This window comes from Streptomyces sp. NPDC051555 (assembly GCF_044454405.1).
GTDB lineage: Bacteria > Actinomycetota > Actinomycetes > Streptomycetales > Streptomycetaceae > Streptomyces.
In genome coordinates, this window is the sequence record NZ_JBITDP010000002.1 from 71,047 (window position 1) to 90,785 (window position 19,739).

Annotated in this window: 17 protein-coding genes and 1 pseudogene; 12 read left to right on the forward strand and 6 right to left on the reverse strand. The window is 72.5% G+C overall.

Annotated features, from left to right (window positions below; all coding sequences use genetic code 11):
* Positions 1–6: 6 nt before the first annotated feature.
* Positions 7–1,125, reverse strand: a complete 1,119-nt coding sequence (locus ACIBEA_RS04935; RefSeq protein ID WP_399258050.1) for a glycerol dehydrogenase — start codon at positions 1,123–1,125, stop codon at positions 7–9.
* Positions 1,126–1,387: 262 nt separating this feature from the next.
* Here ACIBEA_RS04935 and dhaK point away from each other — a divergent pair, with 262 nt between their 5' ends.
* From dhaK to ACIBEA_RS04950, 3 genes and pseudogenes are all read left to right on the forward strand, one after another.
* The gene (gene dhaK / locus ACIBEA_RS04940; protein ID WP_399258052.1) at positions 1,388–2,386 is read left to right on the forward strand and encodes a dihydroxyacetone kinase subunit DhaK; all 999 of its coding nucleotides are present in this window, start codon (positions 1,388–1,390) and stop codon (positions 2,384–2,386) included.
* A gap of 107 nt (positions 2,387–2,493) precedes the next feature.
* Positions 2,494–3,144, forward strand: a pseudogene (gene dhaL / locus ACIBEA_RS04945) (dihydroxyacetone kinase subunit DhaL); the annotation flags it as partial.
* A gap of 168 nt (positions 3,145–3,312) precedes the next feature.
* The gene (locus tag ACIBEA_RS04950; RefSeq protein WP_399259032.1) at positions 3,313–3,663 is read left to right on the forward strand and encodes a PTS-dependent dihydroxyacetone kinase phosphotransferase subunit DhaM; all 351 of its coding nucleotides are present in this window, start codon (positions 3,313–3,315) and stop codon (positions 3,661–3,663) included.
* Here ACIBEA_RS04950 and ACIBEA_RS04955 read toward each other — a convergent pair.
* Entirely contained in the window at positions 3,648–5,060 is a 1,413-nt protein-coding gene (locus tag ACIBEA_RS04955; RefSeq protein WP_399258054.1) for a serine hydrolase domain-containing protein, read from the reverse strand. The two genes, ACIBEA_RS04950 and ACIBEA_RS04955, sit on opposite strands and share 16 nt — an antisense overlap.
* A gap of 170 nt (positions 5,061–5,230) precedes the next feature.
* Here ACIBEA_RS04955 and ACIBEA_RS04960 point away from each other — a divergent pair, with 170 nt between their 5' ends.
* From ACIBEA_RS04960 to ACIBEA_RS05000, 9 genes are all read left to right on the forward strand, one after another.
* Positions 5,231–5,509, forward strand: coding sequence for a WhiB family transcriptional regulator (locus ACIBEA_RS04960; protein ID WP_399258056.1), 279 nt, complete (start codon positions 5,231–5,233; stop codon positions 5,507–5,509).
* A 308-nt stretch (positions 5,510–5,817) separates the two neighbouring features.
* Complete coding sequence (locus ACIBEA_RS04965; protein ID WP_399258058.1) at positions 5,818–7,227, forward strand: APC family permease; 1,410 nt, start codon at positions 5,818–5,820, stop codon at positions 7,225–7,227.
* A 152-nt stretch (positions 7,228–7,379) separates the two neighbouring features.
* Positions 7,380–8,432: an alpha/beta fold hydrolase gene (locus ACIBEA_RS04970; protein ID WP_399258059.1), complete on the forward strand. Its 1,053-nt coding sequence runs from the start codon at positions 7,380–7,382 to the stop codon at positions 8,430–8,432.
* Positions 8,433–8,511: 79 nt separating this feature from the next.
* Positions 8,512–9,327 (forward strand): 3-hydroxybutyrate dehydrogenase, encoded by an 816-nt coding sequence (locus tag ACIBEA_RS04975; RefSeq protein ID WP_399258061.1) that lies wholly within the window; start codon positions 8,512–8,514, stop codon positions 9,325–9,327.
* A gap of 45 nt (positions 9,328–9,372) precedes the next feature.
* On the forward strand, positions 9,373–9,816 hold the full coding sequence (locus ACIBEA_RS04980; RefSeq protein ID WP_399258063.1) for a hypothetical protein: 444 nt from the start codon (positions 9,373–9,375) through the stop codon (positions 9,814–9,816).
* Between the two features lie 255 nt (positions 9,817–10,071).
* Positions 10,072–11,088: an ArsR/SmtB family transcription factor gene (locus tag ACIBEA_RS04985; protein WP_399258065.1), complete on the forward strand. Its 1,017-nt coding sequence runs from the start codon at positions 10,072–10,074 to the stop codon at positions 11,086–11,088.
* Positions 11,089–11,193: 105 nt separating this feature from the next.
* Entirely contained in the window at positions 11,194–13,971 is a 2,778-nt protein-coding gene (locus tag ACIBEA_RS04990; RefSeq protein ID WP_399258067.1) for an AfsR/SARP family transcriptional regulator, read from the forward strand.
* Positions 13,972–14,193: 222 nt separating this feature from the next.
* Positions 14,194–15,528, forward strand: a complete 1,335-nt coding sequence (locus tag ACIBEA_RS04995; protein WP_399258068.1) for a hypothetical protein — start codon at positions 14,194–14,196, stop codon at positions 15,526–15,528.
* A 114-nt stretch (positions 15,529–15,642) separates the two neighbouring features.
* Complete coding sequence (locus ACIBEA_RS05000; RefSeq protein ID WP_399258070.1) at positions 15,643–16,071, forward strand: hypothetical protein; 429 nt, start codon at positions 15,643–15,645, stop codon at positions 16,069–16,071.
* 230 nt (positions 16,072–16,301) lie between these two features.
* Here the strand turns inward: ACIBEA_RS05000 and ACIBEA_RS05005 are convergent, their stop codons facing one another.
* From ACIBEA_RS05005 to ACIBEA_RS05020, 4 genes are all read right to left on the reverse strand, one after another.
* Positions 16,302–16,751 (reverse strand): CBS domain-containing protein, encoded by a 450-nt coding sequence (locus ACIBEA_RS05005; protein ID WP_399258072.1) that lies wholly within the window; start codon positions 16,749–16,751, stop codon positions 16,302–16,304.
* Between the two features lie 154 nt (positions 16,752–16,905).
* Positions 16,906–17,349: an ATP-binding protein gene (locus ACIBEA_RS05010; protein WP_399258074.1), complete on the reverse strand. Its 444-nt coding sequence runs from the start codon at positions 17,347–17,349 to the stop codon at positions 16,906–16,908.
* A 171-nt stretch (positions 17,350–17,520) separates the two neighbouring features.
* Positions 17,521–18,489, reverse strand: coding sequence for an anti-sigma factor RsbA family regulatory protein (locus ACIBEA_RS05015; RefSeq protein ID WP_399258076.1), 969 nt, complete (start codon positions 18,487–18,489; stop codon positions 17,521–17,523).
* 145 nt (positions 18,490–18,634) lie between these two features.
* Positions 18,635–19,552, reverse strand: a complete 918-nt coding sequence (locus tag ACIBEA_RS05020; RefSeq protein WP_399258078.1) for a SigB/SigF/SigG family RNA polymerase sigma factor — start codon at positions 19,550–19,552, stop codon at positions 18,635–18,637.
* Positions 19,553–19,739 lie beyond the last annotated feature (187 nt).

Genomic DNA, 19,739 nt, shown 5'->3' on the forward strand with positions numbered 1-19,739 from the left:
CCGTGCTCAGCAGTGCTTGCCGGCGGTGGCGCGGGCGTACGCGTCCCCGGCGAGCAGCGCGTCCGCGACCATGTCCGGGGTGACCGCGAAGGGCATGTTGTGCGTGGTCTCGCCCTCGGCGGTGGCCGCGCGGCCGATGGCGAGGAGTTCCTCGCGGTCCGGGTCGACCAGGCCCACCTCGGCGAGCGTGGTCGGCAGGCCGACGCTGCGGCTGAACCGCAGGTAGGTGTCGAGCTCCTCGGTGGGCGCGCCCTCCATGACGAGCTGGGCGAGGGTGCCGAGGTTGACCTTCTCGCCGTGCATCATGCCGTGGGTGCGGTGGGAGACGGTCAGGCCGTTGTGGATGCCGTGGGCGGCGGCGAGCCCGCAGGATTCGAAGCCGAGGCCGGAGAGCAGCGTGTTGGCCTCGGTGACCTTCTCCAGGGCCGGGGTGACCACGTGGGCCTCGGCGGCCAGGCGGGCCTGGTGGCCGTACTCCATGAGGGTCTCCCAGCAGAGCCGGGCCAGGCTCAGGGAGGCGGCCGTGGCGAGGCCGCCCGCCATCGCGGTGCGCTCCGCGGCGACGCAGACGCGGGCCTCGTACCAGGTGGCGAGGGCGTCGCCCATGCCGGAGACGATGAAGCGGCTGGGCGCGTTCGCGACGAGCGCGGTGTCGACCAGGACCAGGTTGGGGTTGCGGCGGAAGAAGGAGTACCGCTCGAACGCGCCGGCCTCGGTGTAGATCACGGCGAGTGCGCTGGTCGGGGCGTCGGTGGAGGCCACCGTGGGGGCGCTGACGACGGCGATGTCGCCGAGGGCGTGGCCGACGGCCTTGGCGGTGTCGATGGCGGTACCGCCGCCGATGCCGATGACCACGTCCGCGCCGGCGGCGCGGGCGGCCGCGGCGACCCGGTCGATCTCCCGTTGCGTGCAGAGTCCGCCGAAGACCTCCTTGGTCAGGCGGACCCCGGCGGCGGCGAGCGAGTCGGTGACGGCCGCGTCGACGAAGCCCCAGACCCCCTTGTCGGCGATGACCACGGCATGGCCGCCGAGGTGGGCGACGTGCTCGCCCAGGTCGTTCATCGCCCCCGCCCCCTGGACGTACTTCGGCGGGCTGATGAGCATGCGCGTACCGACGGTCTTCACGGAAATCCTCCTGAATTTCAGACGACTCAATTGGCGTCTTATTCATGCCTATCACGCACCGAAGGGCCCCGCGCGGGCCTTTCCGCAGGTAAACAAAGGACCAAGTACCCCACCCCGACCGCCGCGCCCGCGACGTAGGGTTCCTAGTAACCGGCCTGGTCAAGGGCCGATGGAGCCATCTCCACATGAGTTGCATTTTCTTTCCGCATTAACGCATTGAGGCGCAATGAAGCGCACCGAAAGCCATCAGGAGAGGCCCGCAGTGAAGAAGCTGATCAATTCCCCGGAAACCGTGGTCCAGGACGCCCTCCGGGGAATGGCCGCGGCCCACCCGGAACTCGACGTCGACGCGGGCGCGGGCATCGTCACGCGGGCCGGCGGGACCGCCGGGGGGAAGGTCGCGGTGCTCTCCGGCGGCGGTAGCGGACACGAGCCGCTGCACGCCGGGTTCGTGGGTCGCGGCATGCTGGCCGCGGCGGTCGCCGGGCCGATCTTCACCTCGCCGGTGCCGGACGCGATCGCCCGCGCCACCGCGGTGGCCGACACCGGCGCGGGCGTGCTGCACGTCGTGAAGAACTACACCGGGGACATCCTCAACTTCACGATGGCCGCGGAGGACTGCGAGGACGAGGGCATCGAGGTCGCCCAGGTCGTCGTCGCCGATGACGTCGCCGTGGCCGCGGACGCGGCCGGTCCCGGCCGCCGGGGCACCGGCGCCACCCTGTTCGTGGAGAAGATCGCGGGCGCCCTCGCCGAAGAGGGCGCGCCACTGGCCGAGGTGGCGGCGGTGGCCCGCAAGGTGGTTGAGCGCTCGCGCAGTTACGGGGTCGCCCTGTCCTCCTGCACCACCCCGGCCAAGGGCAGCCCCAACTTCGCCCTGGGCGAGGACGAGATCGAGCTGGGCATCGGCATCCACGGCGAACCGGGGCGCGAGCGGCGCCTGTCGATGAGCGCCGCCGACACGGCCGTGGCCATGCTCGACGCGATCCTCGAAGACCTCCCGCAGTGCTCCGACGACCCGGTCATCCTGCTGGTCAACGGGCTCGGCGGGACCCCGCCGGTCGAGCTGTACGTGATGCGCGCCGAGGTCGGGCGCGTCCTGGCGGAGCGGGGCGTCACCGTGGCCCGCTCCCTGGTGGGCGACTACGTCACCAGCCTGGACATGGCCGGCTGCACCCTCACCCTGTGCCGCGCCGACGCCGAACTGCTGCGGCTGTGGGACGCGCCGGTGAACACCCCCTCCCTGCGCTGGGGTTGCTGAACCCCGACCGCACCGCGAACCCGCCCCGCCCCCTCCAACTCCCCCACCTCCCCCACCTCCCCCGCCTCCACCACCCTTCGCCGCCAGGAGTGACACGCATGACGACCATGCAGCCGGAAGCACCCGTTCTCGACGCCGCCTGCTTCCAGCGCTGGCTCGCCGAGACCACCCGTCTGGTACGCCGCGACGCCGAGCGGCTCACCGAGCTGGACGCGGTCATCGGCGACGGCGACCACGGCGCCAATCTGGTCCGCGGCTTCGGCGCGGTCACCGCCGCCGTGACCGAGACCCGCCCGCGCACCCCGGGCGCCCTGCTGACCCTGGCCGGGTCCACGCTGACCAACACGGTGGGCGGCGCCTCCGGTCCGCTCTTCGGCACCGCGCTGCGGCGCACCGGCAAGGTGCTGGGCGACACCGAACAGCCGACCGCCGGGGAGCTGGGCGCCGCGCTCGGCGCCGGTCTGCGGTCGGTCCAGAAGCTCGGCGGCGCCGAGGTCGGCGACGCGACGATGGTGGACGCGCTGGCTCCGGCGGTCCTCGCCCTGGCCGACGCCGCCGAGGCGGGACGCCCGCTGCGCGAGGCCCTGGACGAGGCTTCGAAGGCGGCGCGCGCGGGAGCCGACGTCACGGCCGGGTTGCAGGCCCGCAAGGGGCGGGCCAGCTATCTGGGCGAGCGCAGTGTCGGACACCAGGACGCGGGCGCCAATTCGGTGGCGCTGCTGATGGAGGCGCTGCGGACGGCCGTCGACGGCGCCGCCGGCGACATCGGGATCGAGACGGGGACGGACGCGGCGCGGGAGCCCGTCGCCGAGGAGCCCGTCGCCGGGGAGCCCGTCGCCGGGGAGGGCCGTCGGGCCCGGGCCGGCGTCACGACCGGCCGGGTCGGCGTCGTCCTGGTCTCCCACAGCAAGGCGGTCGCCGAGTCGGTGGCCGAGCTGACCCGGGCCCTGCTCGGCTCGGCCGAGTCCGGCCCGCTCGCCCTGGCGGGCGGCACCCGGGACGGCGGGATCGGCACCAGCGCGGCGCTGATCCGCGAGGCCGTCCGCGCCGTGGACGAGGGTCGGGGCGTGGCCGTGCTGTGCGACATGGGCAGCGCGGTGCTCACGGTGAAGTCCCTGATCGGCGACGAGGAGGCGGGACTGCCCGCCGGTACCCGGATCGTGGACGCGCCGTTCCTGGAAGGAGCGGTGGCCCTCACCTTGACCTCCGCGATCGGCGGGGACCTGGACGCGGTGCTGGCCGCCGCGGCGGACGCGCGGGACTACCGCAAGCGCTGACCGGTCGCCGAGGACAGCGACGGCGGGACCAGCGGAGCCTCCCGCGGGTCGGCCTGCGGGGGCGCGAACGGGAGCGGTGCGGGTGCGGGTGCGCCCGCACCGCACAGGGCCCGGGTCTGGAGCCGGTCGAGTGCCGCGTCCACGGGGTGCGGGACCGGCCGGCCCTCGGCGTCGTTCAGCTGGTATTTGCCGAGGTTGAAGCCGAGGGCGAACTGTCGGCTGCCGTCCGCGCTGGACAGCGCGGTGGTGCCCGCGCCCCAGACCGAACCGTCGTGGCCCCAGGCCGGTCCGCACGGGGTGTCGACGGTGTAGATGCCGAGGCCGTAACCGGCGATGACCCGGCCGGCGTCGTCCGTGACCGGGTGGGTCGTGCGCATCTCGCGGAGCTGGGCGGCGGGCAGCAGGCCGCCCCGGAGCAGGGTCCGGTAGAAGGTGTTGAGGTCCCGCGGGGTGGAGATCAGCGCCCCGGCCGTGCCGGCCATGGTCATGTCGTACTCGCTGAAGTCGCGGGGCGGGTCGATCAGCCCGTGGAAGCTCTCGTACAGCTTGGCGTGCGGGCCGGCGATGAGCGGATCCGTCCCCGGGAAGTAGGTGTGGCGCAGCCCGGCACGGCGGATGACGTCCCGGGTGATGACCTCTTCGGGATCGCGGCCGGTGACCTCGCGCAGCAGCTCGCCGAGCAGGACGTAGTTGGTGTTGGAGTACGACCAGTCGGTGCCGGGCGCGAAGACCTGCGGTGCGTCCAGGCCCCAGCCGATCAGCGTGGCCGGTAGCAGCGTGCGGTGGCGGAACTCGTCCAGGCTCGCGGCGGAGCCGCGGGCCAGGGAGGGGAAGGCCCGCGGGACGTAGTCGGCGATGCCGCTGGTGTGGTTCATCAGCATGCGGACGGTGATCCGCCGGCCGCGTTCGCCCGGGACCAGGTCGGGGAGGTAGGCGCCGATCGGCGTGTCCAGCCCGATCCGGCCCGCCGCGCTCTGCTGGAGGACGGCGACCGCGGTGAAGGACTTGGTGACGCTGCCGACGCGGTGTTCCATGCCGGGCCGGGTGGGGCGGCCGGTGTCCAGGTCGGCCACCCCGGTGGCGCCGTCCCATCCGGCGGCTCCGTCGCGGACGGAGGCGTACGCCCCGTACATGCCCGCGTCGCGCACGGCGTCGAGGTCCCGGGCAAGGGCCGCACGGTCGGGGCCCGCGGTCCACTCGGGGCCCGCGGTCCACCGGGGGGCGGCGGCGAGGGAGCCCGCGGGCGGCGGGGCCGTCTCCAGGGGGCCCGCGGCGGCGGCGGTCACCACCGGAGCCGCCGTGGCGAGGCAGGCGAGGCAGAGGGCGACCGCGGCCGCCGGGTTCCGCAGCCGCGCCAGCCGAGCCGGGAGCGAGCGGTTCGCCCGTACCTGCATCATGTCTCCCGTTCCGCGCCGTCCCTGTCACGGACTCGCGGCGCCCGCTGGTCCTTGCGCCCCCGAGTATCGGGTACGTCCCCTCACGGCCCGTCACGCGCGGGACGTTTCAAGCCCCTTCGAGTGGTCAGACGCGTTCAGAACCCGAAAGGACCGACGAGAGGGGAACTGTCGTGCCCGACCTGACACTGCTGCCCGGACAAGCGCTCCACCACTGGGATTGGCAGGCCGACGCGGCCTGTCGCGGCCTCGACCCGAACCGCTTCTTCCACCCCGCCGGTGAGCGCGGCGACGAACGGGAGGACCGGGACGAGGCGGCCAAGCGGGTGTGCGCGGTCTGTCCGGTGCGGCTCATGTGCCTGGAACACGCGCTGCGCACCCACGAGTCCTTCGGGGTGTGGGGCGGGCTGACCGAGGACGAGCGCCGCGGGATGAGCCCGGGGTCGCTCTGAGGCGGCGTCGGCGGGGCCGGAGGGGCCGGAGGGGCCCCATCGGCAAAGCCGGGGGAAATATTCTGCCGGGCGAGCTGCGGTTCCCGCATCCCCCGGAGAGCAGTATTCACGCGGCCTTAACGTCGAAACGGACACCACCGGCGCGTCGGAACGATGGATTCCGCAGGTAAACAGCTATTGACCAGCGGATCTCGCGGAGATTGCATAGCGGCCCGGGAGCACACGGAACCACTTGATCACCAGCCGCCTCGGAGGCGATACCGCTCCCGCACTCATCACCCCGCATCTGCCGATCGGAACCCGCACTGATGTCCGACACGATCAGCGCTCCTCAGGCGCTCGCCCCCGCGACCGGCCCCGTCCCCCAGAAGCTGAAGCGCTCCATCGGCGTGGTGGGCGGGACCCTGCTCACCCTCTCGTGCGTGACGCCGGCTTCGACCCTCTTCGTGGTCGTGCCCGACCTGTTCTCGAGCCTCGGCACCTACGCCGCCCTCACCATCGCCATCGGCTCGCTGCTGTGCATCGGCGTCGCGTTCTGCTACTCCGAGCTGGGCACGCTGATCCCGAGCGCGGGCGGCGAGTACGCCATCGTGTCGACGCTCGCGGGTCGGCTCGCGGGATGGTTGGTCTTCGTCCTGTCCCTGCTGGTCGTGATGATCGTGCCACCCGTGATCGCCATGGGTACGGCCGACTACCTGGCGCCCATCGTCCACATCCCGGCCCCCGTCGCGGGCGGCGCGGTCATGCTGCTCGCCACCCTCGCCGGCCTGCTGGACCTGCGCGCCAACGCCTGGATCACCGGCATCTTCCTGGTACTGGAGGTCGTGGCCGCCGCCCTGGTCGCCGTCCTCGGCTTCGCCCACAGCGAGCGCGGCGCCTCGGCCCTGGTCCACGGCTCGGTCGCCGGTGAGAGCGGTGCCTCCACCTCCACGGTGACCGCGATGATGGTGGTCTCCGGCCTCGCCATCGCCCTGTTCATCACCCAGGGGTTCTCGACCGCCGTCTACCTGTCGGAGGAACTGGAGAACCCGCGGCGCAATGTCGCCCGCACCGTGCTGGCCACCCTGGCCATCTCCACCGCCGTCATCCTCGTCCCGGTCATCGCCATCACCGTCGGCGCCCCCGACCTCGCGGCCCTGACCAGCGGAGACATCGGCGGAATGGTCACCGCCTGGTCCAACTCGGCCGTCGGCACCTTCGTCAGCCTCTGCGTCGCCCTCGCCATCGTCAACGCGGGCATCGTGATGGTCATCCAGAACTCGCGGGTGCTCTTCGCCTCCGCCCGCGACAAGGCGTGGCCCGAGCCCGTCAACAACGCCCTGTCCCGGCTGGGCCGCACCGGCTCCCCCTGGGTCGCCACCCTGGTCGTCGGCGTCCCCGGCGCGGCCCTGTGCTTCGTGAACCTGGACACGCTCTACGGCGTGACCGGCGTCTCGGTGACGGGCATGTACCTGCTGGTGGCGGTGGCCGCCCTGTACAGCCGCCGCGGCGCACACCGCACGGTGGCCGCCTGGCGGATGCCGCTGTGGCCCGCGGTGCCGGTGGCGCTGATCCTCGTACTCGCCTACATCCTGACCCAGCAGGAGACCCAGTACCTCCTCTGGACGGGCGGGATCACCGGGGTCGCCACCCTCTACTGGGCGCTCTACCTGCGCCCGCGCCAGGACTCCCGCTGGCTGGTCACCATCCCGGAGACGGAGGACGCCCCCGCGTCCTGACCCCGCTCCCGCTCCCCCTCCCCGCGCCACCCGTCCGAGTCATCGGCCGGGTGGCGCACCCGTGCGGCCGGCGCCGACACCTTTCGCCGCCGGGGAGGGTTGTACAGCGCGCTTTGTCCTTCCGGCGCCTCTTGGAGCGATCAATGACTTTCATGCCGAGTTCCGCCACGGTCCAGGGCCAGGGATCGTTCACGCACCGGGACCCGGCCGTCCCCCTGCCCGTCCCCGCTCAGGGCAGCGGCCCGGACTCCGTCGCCGCGAGAGTGGAGGAGCGGGAACTGGTCTTCGACGGGCTCACCTACGTCTGCCGGATCGCCCGGGCGGGCGGCACGGGCACGCCGGTCCTCATCCTCGGCGGATCCGAGCAGAACCGGACCTCCTGGACCCGGCACGAGAAGCGGATCGTCCAGGACGCTCCCGTGGTCACCGTCGACCTGCCCGGCTACGGCGGCGCCGACTTCCTCCCGGCCCGCTACGGGGTCGACCACCTCGCCGCCGCCACCCGGCACATGGTGGACGCGCTGGGACTGGAGCGGATCGGCCTGTTCGGCACCTGCTTCGGCGGGGCGATCGCGCTGCGCTTCGCCCAGCACTACCCGGCGTACGTCGAGCGGCTGCTGCTCAGCGGGATGACGACGGCCGTCACCGACGAGTACACGGCGGCGATGGAACGCTGGGACCGCATGATCGCGCGCGGTGACACCCTGGACATCGCCCGCGAGCTCACCGACCGCTTCATGTCGCCCCCCGGCACCGGCACCGTGCGCAAGCACGCGGCGGTCGCCCGGCTCGTCTACCAGCAGATCGCCGGGCAGAGCCCCGATTCCCTGCGCAAGTCGGCCGAGCACAACCGGCGGTTGCTCCGGCACGAGTGGTACCGCCCCGAGCCCTGCCCGGCGGTGCCCGCGCTGGTCGTCACCGGCGAGCACGACACGCTCACCACCCCCGACATGGGCCGCCGCGTGGCGTCCGTCCTGCCCGACGCGCAGTTCCTGACCGTGCTGGAGACCGACCACCTGGCGCCGCTGGAGCGCAGCGCGGACTTCGCCGACCTGATGGCCCGCTTCCTCGGCGGCCGGCCGGTGACCGGGCTGCCGTACGCCACGGCCCCGGAGTCCTTCGTCGGCGGCGCGGCCGCGCACGGCCGGGGCGAGGGGTCCCCGGCGGGGGTCGGCGCGGGGTGGAGCGGGCACGACGAGTGGTGACGACCACCACGTCGGTCAACCGCAGTGTGGCGGTGAGCGCCATGTCGGCTGTCGTCGGCGGTGCCTACTGTTGCGCGCCATGACGACCTTTCCTCCTCCCCCGGCGACCCGGCCCGCGACCCCCGCGGCCGCCGCGGCCCCCTCCGACGGAGCCGCCCTGACCGGGCGGGTCGCCCTGGTGACGGGCGCGGGCAGCGGCATCGGCCGGGCCTGCGCCATCGCTCTGGCCGCCGCCGGTGCCACGGTGCACGCGGTGGACATCGACGGGGAGTCGGCCGCGGCCACGGCCGCGACGGTGGGCGGGCACGCGCACACCGTGGACCTGTCCGACCCGGCCGCCATCGAATCGCTGCCCACCGCCGTGGACGTCCTGGTGAACAACGCCGGGCTCCAGCACGTGGCGCCGCTCACCGAGTTCCCGCCCGAGCGGTTCACCCTGATCCAGCAGGTGATGGTGACCGCGCCGTTCCTGCTGCTGCGCCGCACCCTCCCGCACATGTACGCGCGCGGCTGGGGCCGGGTGGTCAACGTCTCCAGCGTCCACGGGCTGCGGGCCAGCGCCTACAAGTCCGCCTACGTCGCCGCCAAGCACGGCCTGGAGGGGTTGAACAAGGTCACCGCCATCGAGGCGGCGCCGTACGGCGTGACCAGCAACTGCGTCAATCCGGGGTACGTCCGCACCCCGCTGGTCGAGGACCAGATCCGGGCCCAGGCCGCCGCGCACGGGATCAGTCCCGCGGACGTGGTGTCGGACGTGCTGTTGACCCGCTCGGCGATCAAACGCCTGATCGAACCGGAGGAGGTCGCGGCGGCCGTGCTCTGGCTGTGCGGACCGCACACCGGGTACCTCACCGGAGCCTCCCTTCCCCTGGACGGCGGCTGGGGCGCGCACTGAACGCCCCGCCCGCGCCGTGACCGGGGGCTCTGGCACCCTGGGGGCATGGACGCACCCACCCGCGGCGCGTGGCTGCGCGCCGGCATCAGCCGTGACGGCGGCCCGCTGCTGGAGACCGAGCACGTCGTGTGGCTCCAGACCGGCGCCCTGTACGCCGACAGCCGCGGTTTCGCCGGGCGCACCTCCTACGACGGGGAACGGGTCACCTTCCACCACGAGGTCGGCGAGCCCGGCGTCGACGTCGGTGCCCTGCGCGCCGACGGCGCCGGCATGGTCGAGACCGGCACCAACCCCGACGGTTCGACCTTCCTGGAGGTGTGGACCCCGCTGCCCGGAGCCGACGGCCCCGAAGGCTGCTGGACCACCGGCGCGACGATGACGGTCCGGGTGGGCCCCCACGTCGTCCACGTCGACGCGACGGGCCGCGGCGCCCACGCCGTCCTCCCCGCGCGCCACGTCCGCCCCGTTCCCCCCGACGAGGGCGACTGACCCGCGTCGTCCCGGTCCTGCGGCGGCCGACGCCGTGGGCCCCCCTGAGACACCCCGGCGTCGGCCGCTCCACCAGTGTCAGGGGCCCCACCGAAGGGGCCCAAGCCCTTTCGACGCACCCCGAATCCGGACATCGGCCCGGCCCCCGCACCGGATACCGGCCAGATCACGGGTGGGATCGCCGGCCCGGGCCGTCGCCCGCGTACGCGCCGACTACCGTGCTGCGCACGCCCTGAGGCCCCTGGAGGAACGACGGTGTTGCGCATCCACCTCACCGCCGACGACCTGGCTCGCGTGCGCACGGCCCGCTCTCCCGACCCGCTCGCCGAGACGGTCCTCAGCCTGCCCGTGCTCCAGGACCCGGGGTCCGCCGGAGTCGCCCTGGCCGGATGGCGCGAGCGCACGCGACAGGGCCTGCGGCCGTCCATGCGGCCCCTGTTCGAGCTCGCCCCGGCACACGCGGGGGAATACGTCCCCGAGGTGTTCACCCACGCCGGCGCCCACACGCTCGTCGAGGGCCTCGACCACACCTGGTCGTTGCCCCGCCGTCAGTGGGCGGCGGACCTCCGGGCCACCGCACTGCTCCGACCGGGCGCACCGGGCTGGATCCACGCCCTCCACCAGGGGTCGCCCGAGTGGGGCGACCTCGTCCGGCGGGCGCTGGAGGACTACCACGCGGTGGCGGTGGCGCCGTACTGGGCCCAACTCCTGGCCGCCGCGCACGACGACCGCACCCGCCGGGCGCTGGTCGCGGCCGACTCCGGTGTGGACGGGCTGCTCGGCACGCTGCACCCGGAGATCCGCTGGACCTCGCCCGTGCTCCAGGTGCCGTGCGCGACCGACGCGGACCTGCGGCTCGACGGGCGCGGCCTGCTCCTCGTGCCCACGTTCTTCTGGCCCGGCCCCCTCGTGCTGCTCGACAACGCCGATCCGGGGCAACCGCTCGTGCTGCGGTACCCGGTCGCCCGTGACCTCGCCGACTACCGGGCCGTGTGGGCGGCGGGCGACGCCGGCGCCGAGCCGGGCGGCGCGCTCGCCGCGCTGCTGGGCGCCACCCGGGCACGCACCTTACGCGCCGCGTCGACCCCGGCCGGCACGAGCGAACTCGCCCGCCGCACCCGCACCTCCCCCGCGACGGCCAGCCACCACGCGGGCGTGCTGCGCGCGGCGGGCCTGCTGACGACGGAGCGTGCCGGATCCGCCGTCCGGCACGCCCTGACGCCCCTCGGCCGGGCGCTCCTGGGAGACGCCCCGGAGCACCCGGCGGGCTAGGCCGTGTCGGCCGGGCCCCGCCCGGCGGACCTTGATGGTGTCCATGACGTGAGGGTGGGGGCCGTGGCGTTATTCTGGGGTCTTTTGCTGGGAGGCATTGGGCAAATGGAGTTCCGGTTGCTCGGAGCGGTGTCAGTTGTCACCGAGGCCGGTGGTCTGTCGCTAGGCCCTGTCAAACGGCGCAGTCTGCTGGCCGCCTTGCTGTTGCGGCCCAATTGCCCGGTGCTGGTCGAGTACCTGATGGCTGCTTTGTGGGAACAGGAGCCCCCGGCGCGCGCTCGCGGTGTCATTCAGGGGCATGTGTCGCAGTTGCGGGAGTTGCTGACGGGTGCTGATGCCCGGGCGCATGGCGTGGAGTTGGTGACCCAGGGCGGGGGGTATCTCCTGCGCATGCCGAGGGCCTTGCTGGACGTGCACCGTTTCGAGGAGCTGGTGGCCGGGGCCCGTGGGCAGCGTGACCCGGGTGAGGCGGTTGCGATGTACCGGGAGGCGTTGTCGCTGTGGCAGGGGCCTGCGCTGGCCGGTGTCTGCCCGAGTCCGCCGCTGCTGGCGGCGGCGCAGGCGTGGGAGGAGGTGCGGCTGGGGGCGGTCGAGCAGCTGGCCGCGGGGTACGCGCGGTTGGGCGAGCATGCCGGGGCGGTCGCGGTCCTGCGTGCGGAGACGGTTGCCCATCCGCTGCGCGAATCGCTGTCCGCTGCGCTCATGGGGGCGCTCCACAGGGCGGGCCGTCGTTCGGAGGCCCTTGACTGGTTTCATCGCACGCGGCGGTTGCTCGCCGAGGAGCTGGGTGTGGATCCGGGCAGGGAACTGGCGGATGCCTACACCGCGGCCCTGCGCGGTGCGGAAGGTGACGTGGCGCAGGCCACCGTAGGGGACCGGACGCAGGCCGCCGCGGTGGGGATTCCTTGCCCGGTCACCGCGAGGGACGCTGCGCTGCCTGCCGCCGTACCGGATGTCGTCGCTCGGCCCGGTGTGCCCGATCTGCTGCCGCGCGCGCCACGTGGCTTCCACGGGCGGGCGGCGGAGCTCGTCGCCTTGTCCCGGGCCGCCGAAGGTGAGGCGGCGGTCTGTCTGGTCACCGGGCCGGCCGGGGTGGGGAAGACGGCCCTGGCGCTGCACTGGGCACACCGAGGCCGCGCCGGTTTCCCCGACGGGCGGCTCTACGCCGACCTGCGCGGGTTCGGTGACACGGGCGAGCCGCCCCTCGTGGAGGTGCTGCGCGAGTTCCTGCTGGCGCTGGGTGTCGCGCAGAGCCGGATACCGGAGTCGGCGAACGGCGCGGCCGCGCTGTTCCGGTCGCTGGCCGCCGACCGCCGGCTGCTCGTGGTGCTCGACAACGCGCGGGATTCCGGGCAGGTCCGGCCGCTCCTTCCGGGCGGCCGCCGCTGCGTCACCGTCGTCACCAGCAGACACCGGCTGCCGGGGCTGATCGTCACCGATTTCGCCCGGCCCGTTGCCGTGGATGTGCTGCAGCCGCAGGACGGCACGATGCTCCTGGCCGGGGTGCTCGGCACGGACCGGGTGCGCGCGGAGCCGGAGGCCGCGCGCCGGTTGGCAGAGTTGTGCGGCGGGCTGCCGCTCGCGCTGCGGGTGACCGCCGCCAGGCTGGTGCAACGGCCCGGCTGGCCGCTGGGCGCGATGGCCGACGAGCTGTCCGACGAGACGCGCCGGCTGGGCCTGCTGGACGTGGAGGACACCGGGGTGCGGGCGGCGCTGCACCTGACGCTGCAACAGCTCCCTCGGCACGTGTCGCGTCAGTTCGCCCATCTCGGCCGCCATCCCGGCACGCACGTCGACCGGTATACGGCGGCGGCCCTGGCCGGTACGGATCCGGCGGCCGCCGAAGGCTGCCTGGAGCGCCTGGCCGCCGCGCACCTGGCCACGGAGACGGCGTCCGGCCGCTGGACGCTGCACGATCTCGTACGGCTCTATGCGCGCAGTCTGGACGCCGGGCCCGACGCGCTCAAGCGCCTGCTCGACCACTACATCGCCACGGCCCTCGCGGCCATGGCGGCAGCCGAGCCCGGCAACGAAGGGGACTTCCCGCTGCCGGCGGACTATCTGCCGCCCGCCGCCGTGCGGGAGTTCGGCGACCGGTCCGCTGCCGTGGCCTGGTATGCCGCCGAGCGGGACGACCTCACGCTGGCAGTGGCCGCGGCACACGCCGCCGGACTGCACGGCAGGACCTGGCGGATCGTCCTGACGCTGTGGCCGCTGATCGTGTGGCGCGTGCGGGACGGCTGGGTCCCGCTCCTGGAGACCGCGATCGCGGCGGTACGGGCCGACGCGGATCCGCACGGTGAGGCGCGGGTGCTCAACGTGCTCGGCTGGGTGCTGATCGAGGAAGGGCGCATCGCAGAGGCGCAGACTCGCCTGGGAGCCGCCTCCGCGCTGGCCGCCCGGGCCGGCGACCCGGTCGCCGAGGCGAACGCGCTGGTCGTCCTGGCCGTGGCGCAAGCAGCGCTCGGGGGCCTGGACCAGGCCGCCCAAGGATGCGAGCGCGCGGTGGAACTGGCGCGCACGACCGGCAACCGGACCACCGAGCGACTGGCCCTGCAGCACCTCGCCCGGCACCGGGCCGACGCCGGGAAATGGCGCCAGGCCCTCGACACCGCGACCGAGGCGCTCGCCTTCGACGACCGACCCGGCACCGCCGACGTGCCCCGGATCCTGCTGCTCCAGGTGAAGGGAGAGGCACTACTGGGGCTCGGGGACGAGGCCGAGGGCATCCGGCAGCTCGACCGGGCGGCCCGGGAGGCGGAGGCGTCCGGCTACGAGGACGGGGCGGTACGGGTGCTGGGTGTGCTGCTGCGGGTGTCGGCGGATGCCGGACTCCAGGGGCGGTACGACGCGGCGGTCGCGCGACTCACGACGCGGTCGTGACCCGTCGTCTGCGGCCCGGCCGCGTGAGCGGTGCGTGAGGAATACGTGAGCAAGGCGTGAGCGGGGAATGGGAGTCTGATCTCTCTGCGCTCCATAGGGCAGCTCACGTCGGTATATGCCGGTCTCATTCCGGCAGCAAGGGAACGGCCGGGACGAAAATCCTCCCGTGCCGGCCGTCCTGTGCCGACCGTATTCTACTGATACATATCCGAAGGCGGAAGTGTGAAGTACCAAATATCCAGAGGGAAGACGGTCCTGGGGCTCTCGCTCGCCCTTTCCGGGTCCCTGCTCGTCCTGCCGAACCTGGCACGCGCCGAAGATGATCCGGTTTCCGTGCCGGGCGGGTCGCGCACTGCGATGACGGCTCAGAATGCCGGCACGGGAGGTCAGGCTCCGATCTCCGCCGCCGCCAACGAGATCTACCGGCTGGCCCAGGAAGACCCGGGCACAGGGTACGCCGGCATTGTGCTGTCCACGCAGGACGCCGGATACACCCTCAGCTGGAAGGGCGATCTTCCCCAGGCGGTCTCCCGTCTGGTCACCGCCCACCGCGGAAAGGGGATCCGGGTTACCGTCGCAGCCTCCACATACACCTTCAAGGAGCTGGACGAAAAGGCACGCGTCATCATGGAGTCGGGTGCCACGGCGGGCGGGGCTCCGGTCGTGAGTGCCGGTCCAAGCAGTGATGGCAATTCACTGACCATCGGCGTCGACTCCTCCGGTCTGCCTGCCAGAAATAATCTGCGCGACGAGGCGGGGACTGATGCTCTTCCGAAATCCCTCTCCGGCGGGATTCCTGTCAAGGTGACCGAGGAGGAGACCCCGGCCGACATCGGCTATGGCGCACGGTATACCGGTTCATTTTCAGGAAAAAAGGTCGCTGGAGGGATAGTCATCAGAGCAAAGGGGACATGCACCAGCGGCTTTTCCGCATTTTCTCCCGCGACCAACCGCTACTACTTGATCACAGCCGCACACTGCGTCAATGGAGTCGGTGACTCCATCACGACCGGCGTCGGCACCCCCATCGGGAGGGTTGTCGACGTGCAGCAGTCGCCCGACTCCGCCCTCATCGAGCTCTTTCCCGAGATCGGTGCGACGGACTGGGTCTTTTCCGGATACGGAGTAGGGCTTGACCCCAGTGGGCGAAAGGTGCTGTCGGAGGGCCGCCCATTCGAGGGTGAGCTGCTCTGCACCAATGGGGCCCTTCGCGGCGAGACGTGCGGTGCGAAGGTCACCAAAGTCGACCAGTATGTCAAATCAGAGACCGGCCATCTGCGGCACGTGAACAAAGTGGAGCAAGTGGCGGGCAGGATCCTCGCCGGCGCGGGGGACAGTGGCGGCTCCGTCTTCGCCTACGGAGTGGACGGGAAGATTTCAGCCCGCGGCATTCTGTCCATGACCATCCACGGTTATAGCTGCAAGAACCCCCTGCCGACGGGCAAGAATACTCGGACGGGCTGCTCGGAACATGCTTGGATCACAAACATCTACGAGAACACGACTTCACACAACGATGCGGTCAAGTCGTTGCGCGTGCAGGCCTTCGACCGTTAGTGCGCACTGACGCCGCTCGTCACGGGCCGCGTAGGACAGAAATGCGTGCACAGAAATTTCCGGTCCCACAATTCACGGGCGTCAGTGAAGGCCCGGCCGAACATGAGAGTCAGCATGAAGAAAATGAAAGCCAGTTGCGCCGCGGTCGTTGCGACAGTCGTCGTCGCGGCGGGACTTGCTACGAGTTCAGCACCGGCCCAGGCGGCAACCTGCTACGGGGAGGGGGAGTCCGCATATATCTGCGAGTACGGGATCACCGAAAGGCCCCTCCCTGACAGGTCCCTGGAGCAGTTTGTCATCGGAACAGACAAGGCCGTGTGGACGCGCTACACGAAAAGAGGCCATTGGACCGCCTGGGAAACCATGAACGGAATCGCCCAGAGCCAGGTTTTCATCGAGAGCGAATACGTCGACAGCGCGTCCGGCCCGTTCCACACCACGATCATCGTGGTCGGGGGCGACGGCAAGCCCTGGTCAAGGGAGCGGACATATTTCGGAGGCCCCTGGAGCCCCTGGGCCCGGGCGAAGGATCCGCGTCCGTGAGCCGATCATTCTGAGGTCTCAGACTGTCGGGCACAACCAAGGGCCTCGCCTGGAAGGCCGGTCTGGCCGGCCTCGGCGCGAGCGGTACGCCCACCCGCGCCTACCGGCCCCAGAGCGACGGAAGAGTCGAACGCTTCAACCGCACCCTCGCCGAGGAATGGGGCTACCAGCGGCCGGTCAGCCGCGTCGACGACCCTCCGAGTCGATGCACCTGGGGCCGGCGTACGGCGTCAGTCGCTGGAGAGGGCTCCCAGCAGGGCGCCGACCTCCGGGTGGGGCAGGGCGCGGGCGATGTCGGCCTGGGCGACCATGCCCACGAGGCGGTGGCCGTCGAGGACGGGGAGCCGGCGGACCTTGTGCGCGGCCATCGTCCGCAGGATCTTCTCGGCGTCGTCGTCGGGGCCGACCGTGACCGCGCCCCCGGCGAGTTCACCCGCGGGGGTCGTGGCGGGGTCCTTCCCGGGCACGAGCACCCGGACGACGATGTCGCGGTCGGTGATCATGCCGATGATGCGGTCGCCGCCGTCCCGGATCGGCAGGGCGCCGACCCCCAGCTCGGCCATCCGGTGGGCCGCCCGGAGCACCGGCTCGTCGTGGCCGACGCAGTGCGCGCCCGGTGTCATCAGGTCGCGGGCGGTCTTGACGCCCGGTTTGGGCAGGTGGGTGGCGTTGGGGCTCATCCCCGTCCCCCCGCGCCGACCGCGTGCGCCGTGTGCGCCGTGCGTTCCGTGTAGTTCATGGGGTGCGCCTCTCTCCGTACGGAAGGAATCCGCTGTTGCCCCGGCCGCCCGAGCGGACTGCCGGCGCCCCATCGGTTCCCCGTACGGAGGGCTCCTACTGCACGGTTGGGCCGTTCGGACCCGGCCGGACACGAACGGGGGCGGGGCCGCCCGTGGTCAGTCGGGAGCCTTCGATCTCCGCCCAGACGACCTTGCCGCTCGCGTGCGCGTCGGCGCCCCAGCGGTCGGAGAGCCGTTGGACGATGGCGAGCCCGTGGCCTCCGGGGGTGCCGCGCGGTGTGACCCGTGGGGCGGGCAGCTCCGTCTCGCCGTCGAGGACCTCGATGCGCAGGGCCGTGCCGTAGGTCAGGACGAGTTCGTCGCACCCGCCCGCGTGCAGGCTCGCGTTGGTCAGCAGCTCCGACACGACGAGCAGGGCGTCCTCGCTGGTCTGGTTGGACGGCCAGCCCCAGTCCCGGATGGCTTCGCGGGTGAAGTCGCGGCCCTTCGCCACGTGTCCTCGCACACCGCGCAGGGCGAGGCGGCGACGCTGCCCCATGACCGGCGATCGCGCACGCAGTGGATCGCCGGCATCCGATCCGATGGCCGTCACTGTGACCTCACCTGCCCCCCGTTGGCACTGATCCTCGATGGTTGATCCTCAATGATGACAAACCGCTGCCTTCTTGGACCGACCGAGCCACGACTTGGTTGTACGTCGTCGCCGAGCTCATCCGGTCACCATGTGCAGGCGCAGGGTGAGACCCGTCTCCAGGGCCCTGACCTCCACCAGGTCGCAGAGCTGGTGGATCATCCACAATCCGCGGCCGCCGTCGCCGGAGGCCACGGGCGGGCGGCGGCGCCCGGCCAGTGGGTCCGTCAGCCGCCCGTCGTCGTGCACCTCCGCCACCACCGCGCCGGTCCCCGCGGCCCACAGCCGCAAGGTGCCGCGGCCACCACCGTGGGCGAGGGAATTGGCGGCCGCTTCGCTGACGGCCAGGACGAGGTCGTCCCGGCGGGCCGGGTCGAGGGCGCTGCCGCGCACCCAGGCCTGGGTGTGTTCCCGTACCCGGGCCAGCTCGCCCGCGGCGTACTCCAGCACCGGGGCCGCGGTGGCGGGCTCGGGCAGCGGGGTGTCGCAGTCGGCGCAGACCGTCGTGGCGTCCGCGTAGGCGGGGCTGTCCGCGGGGCGGCCGGCTTCGATCAGCGTGGGGTGCGTACGCCGGGCGTCGGCGACGACCGCCGCCGGGAGTCCGGTCGTGTCGTACGGGCAGAGGATGCCGGCGGCGCGCCCCGCGAAGGCGGTGTTGATGAGCGCCTCGTGCCGGGTCGCCTCGCGGACCTCGGCCGGGGATCGCCCGGGCCAGATCGGCTCGCCGACGATCCGGACGGAGCGGCCCGGATGCCGGTCGGCGAACTCCTGCAGGGCGGCCAGGATGCGGCCGGGGTTGCGGCCCAACCGTGCCATGTCCACGAATTCGATGCCCTCCGCCGCCCCGGCCCCGTCCGCAGCGAGAGCGCGGCGGAGCGCCGCCAGGTGCGGGCCGGGAACGGCGACGAGGACCGGCTCGGCGGCGCGCAGCGCGTCCCGTACGAAGCCGCGCACCCCCGTCACGTACTCCCGCGGGTTCCGGTAGAAGAGGGCCGGATGGTCGAAGGCGCCGGGATGCGCGCGCGCAGCAGTGGTGCGGTGGCTCATGCTGCACCCTCCTGCGCGGCGCGCTTCCAGGACGGCCGCGGCCCTCATCGGCCCGTCGGCTCGTCCGCTCGTCCGCTCGTTCACTCGTCGCAGTGAGTATGACGGGCGCAGCGGCGGGCGGCCCGGACCCGGCTGCGCGCCGACCCTACGCGGTGAGCATGCCGGTCCGCAGCCGCGCCAGGGTGCGGGTCAGCAGTCGGGACACCTGCATCTGGGAAATGCCCAGCTCGGCGCCGATCTCGGCCTGCGTCAGCTCCTGTCCGAAGCGCATCTGGAGGATGCGGCGGTCCCGCTCGGAGAGCTCCTCCAGCAGGGGCGCGAGGGTGTGGAAGTCCTCGAACAGTTCCATGGCCGCGTCGGCCTCGCCGACGCTCTCGGCCAGCGGGCGCGTCCTGCGGCCCGCGGGGGCCTGCTCGTCGGAGTCGGCGGTGGTGTCCAGGGAGCCGCTGGTGTAGCCGTTGGCGGCCACCAGGCCCTCGATGATCTCCTCCTCGGAGAGGTCGAGGTGCTCGGCGAGCTCCCGGACCGTGGGCGCCCGGCCGAGGAGGTTGTTGAGGGCCTCCTGGCTCTGGGCGAGCTCGGTCCGCAGTTCCTGGAGGCGGCGCGGGACGTGCACCGCCCAGGTGGTGTCCCGGAAGTACCGCTTGATCTCGCCCGTGATGTACGGGAGGGCGAGGGTGGAGAACTCCACCTCGCGCGCCGGGTCGTACCGGTCGATGGCCTTGATCAGCCCGATGGTCCCCACCTGGAGGATGTCCTCCATGTCCACCCCGCCCGCGCCCGCGGCGCGCGAGCGGAAGCGCCGGGCGGCGAAGTGCACGAGTGAGACGTTCATCTCGATCAGGGTGTTGCGGACGTACTGGTACTCGCGCGTCCCTTCCTCCAGGGAGCGCAGCCGGACCAGGAACACCCGTGACATCTCCCGCGCGTCGGCGGGCGCGACCTCACGCGCGTTGTCGACCTGCGGCAGGTCCATGACGGACTCTCCCGCAAGCGGCCCTGCGTCCGTGCTCGTTGCTCCCGCCTCAAGATCGCGGCTTACCAGTGTTTCCGTCCGGGACATGTGGCCGTTCCTCCCTGTGGCGAATGGCTGCGCAACCGCTCGTGCCCACATTCCGGGCCCTTACACACATGCGGCCCGAGAAATTCCGGATGAGCCTCGATCGGCACCCGGGCCGTCGCTCTCGATGCGCGGAGCAGGCATACTCGCACTCTCGGAAACCACGCACACGACCACGGGGAGGCGGACA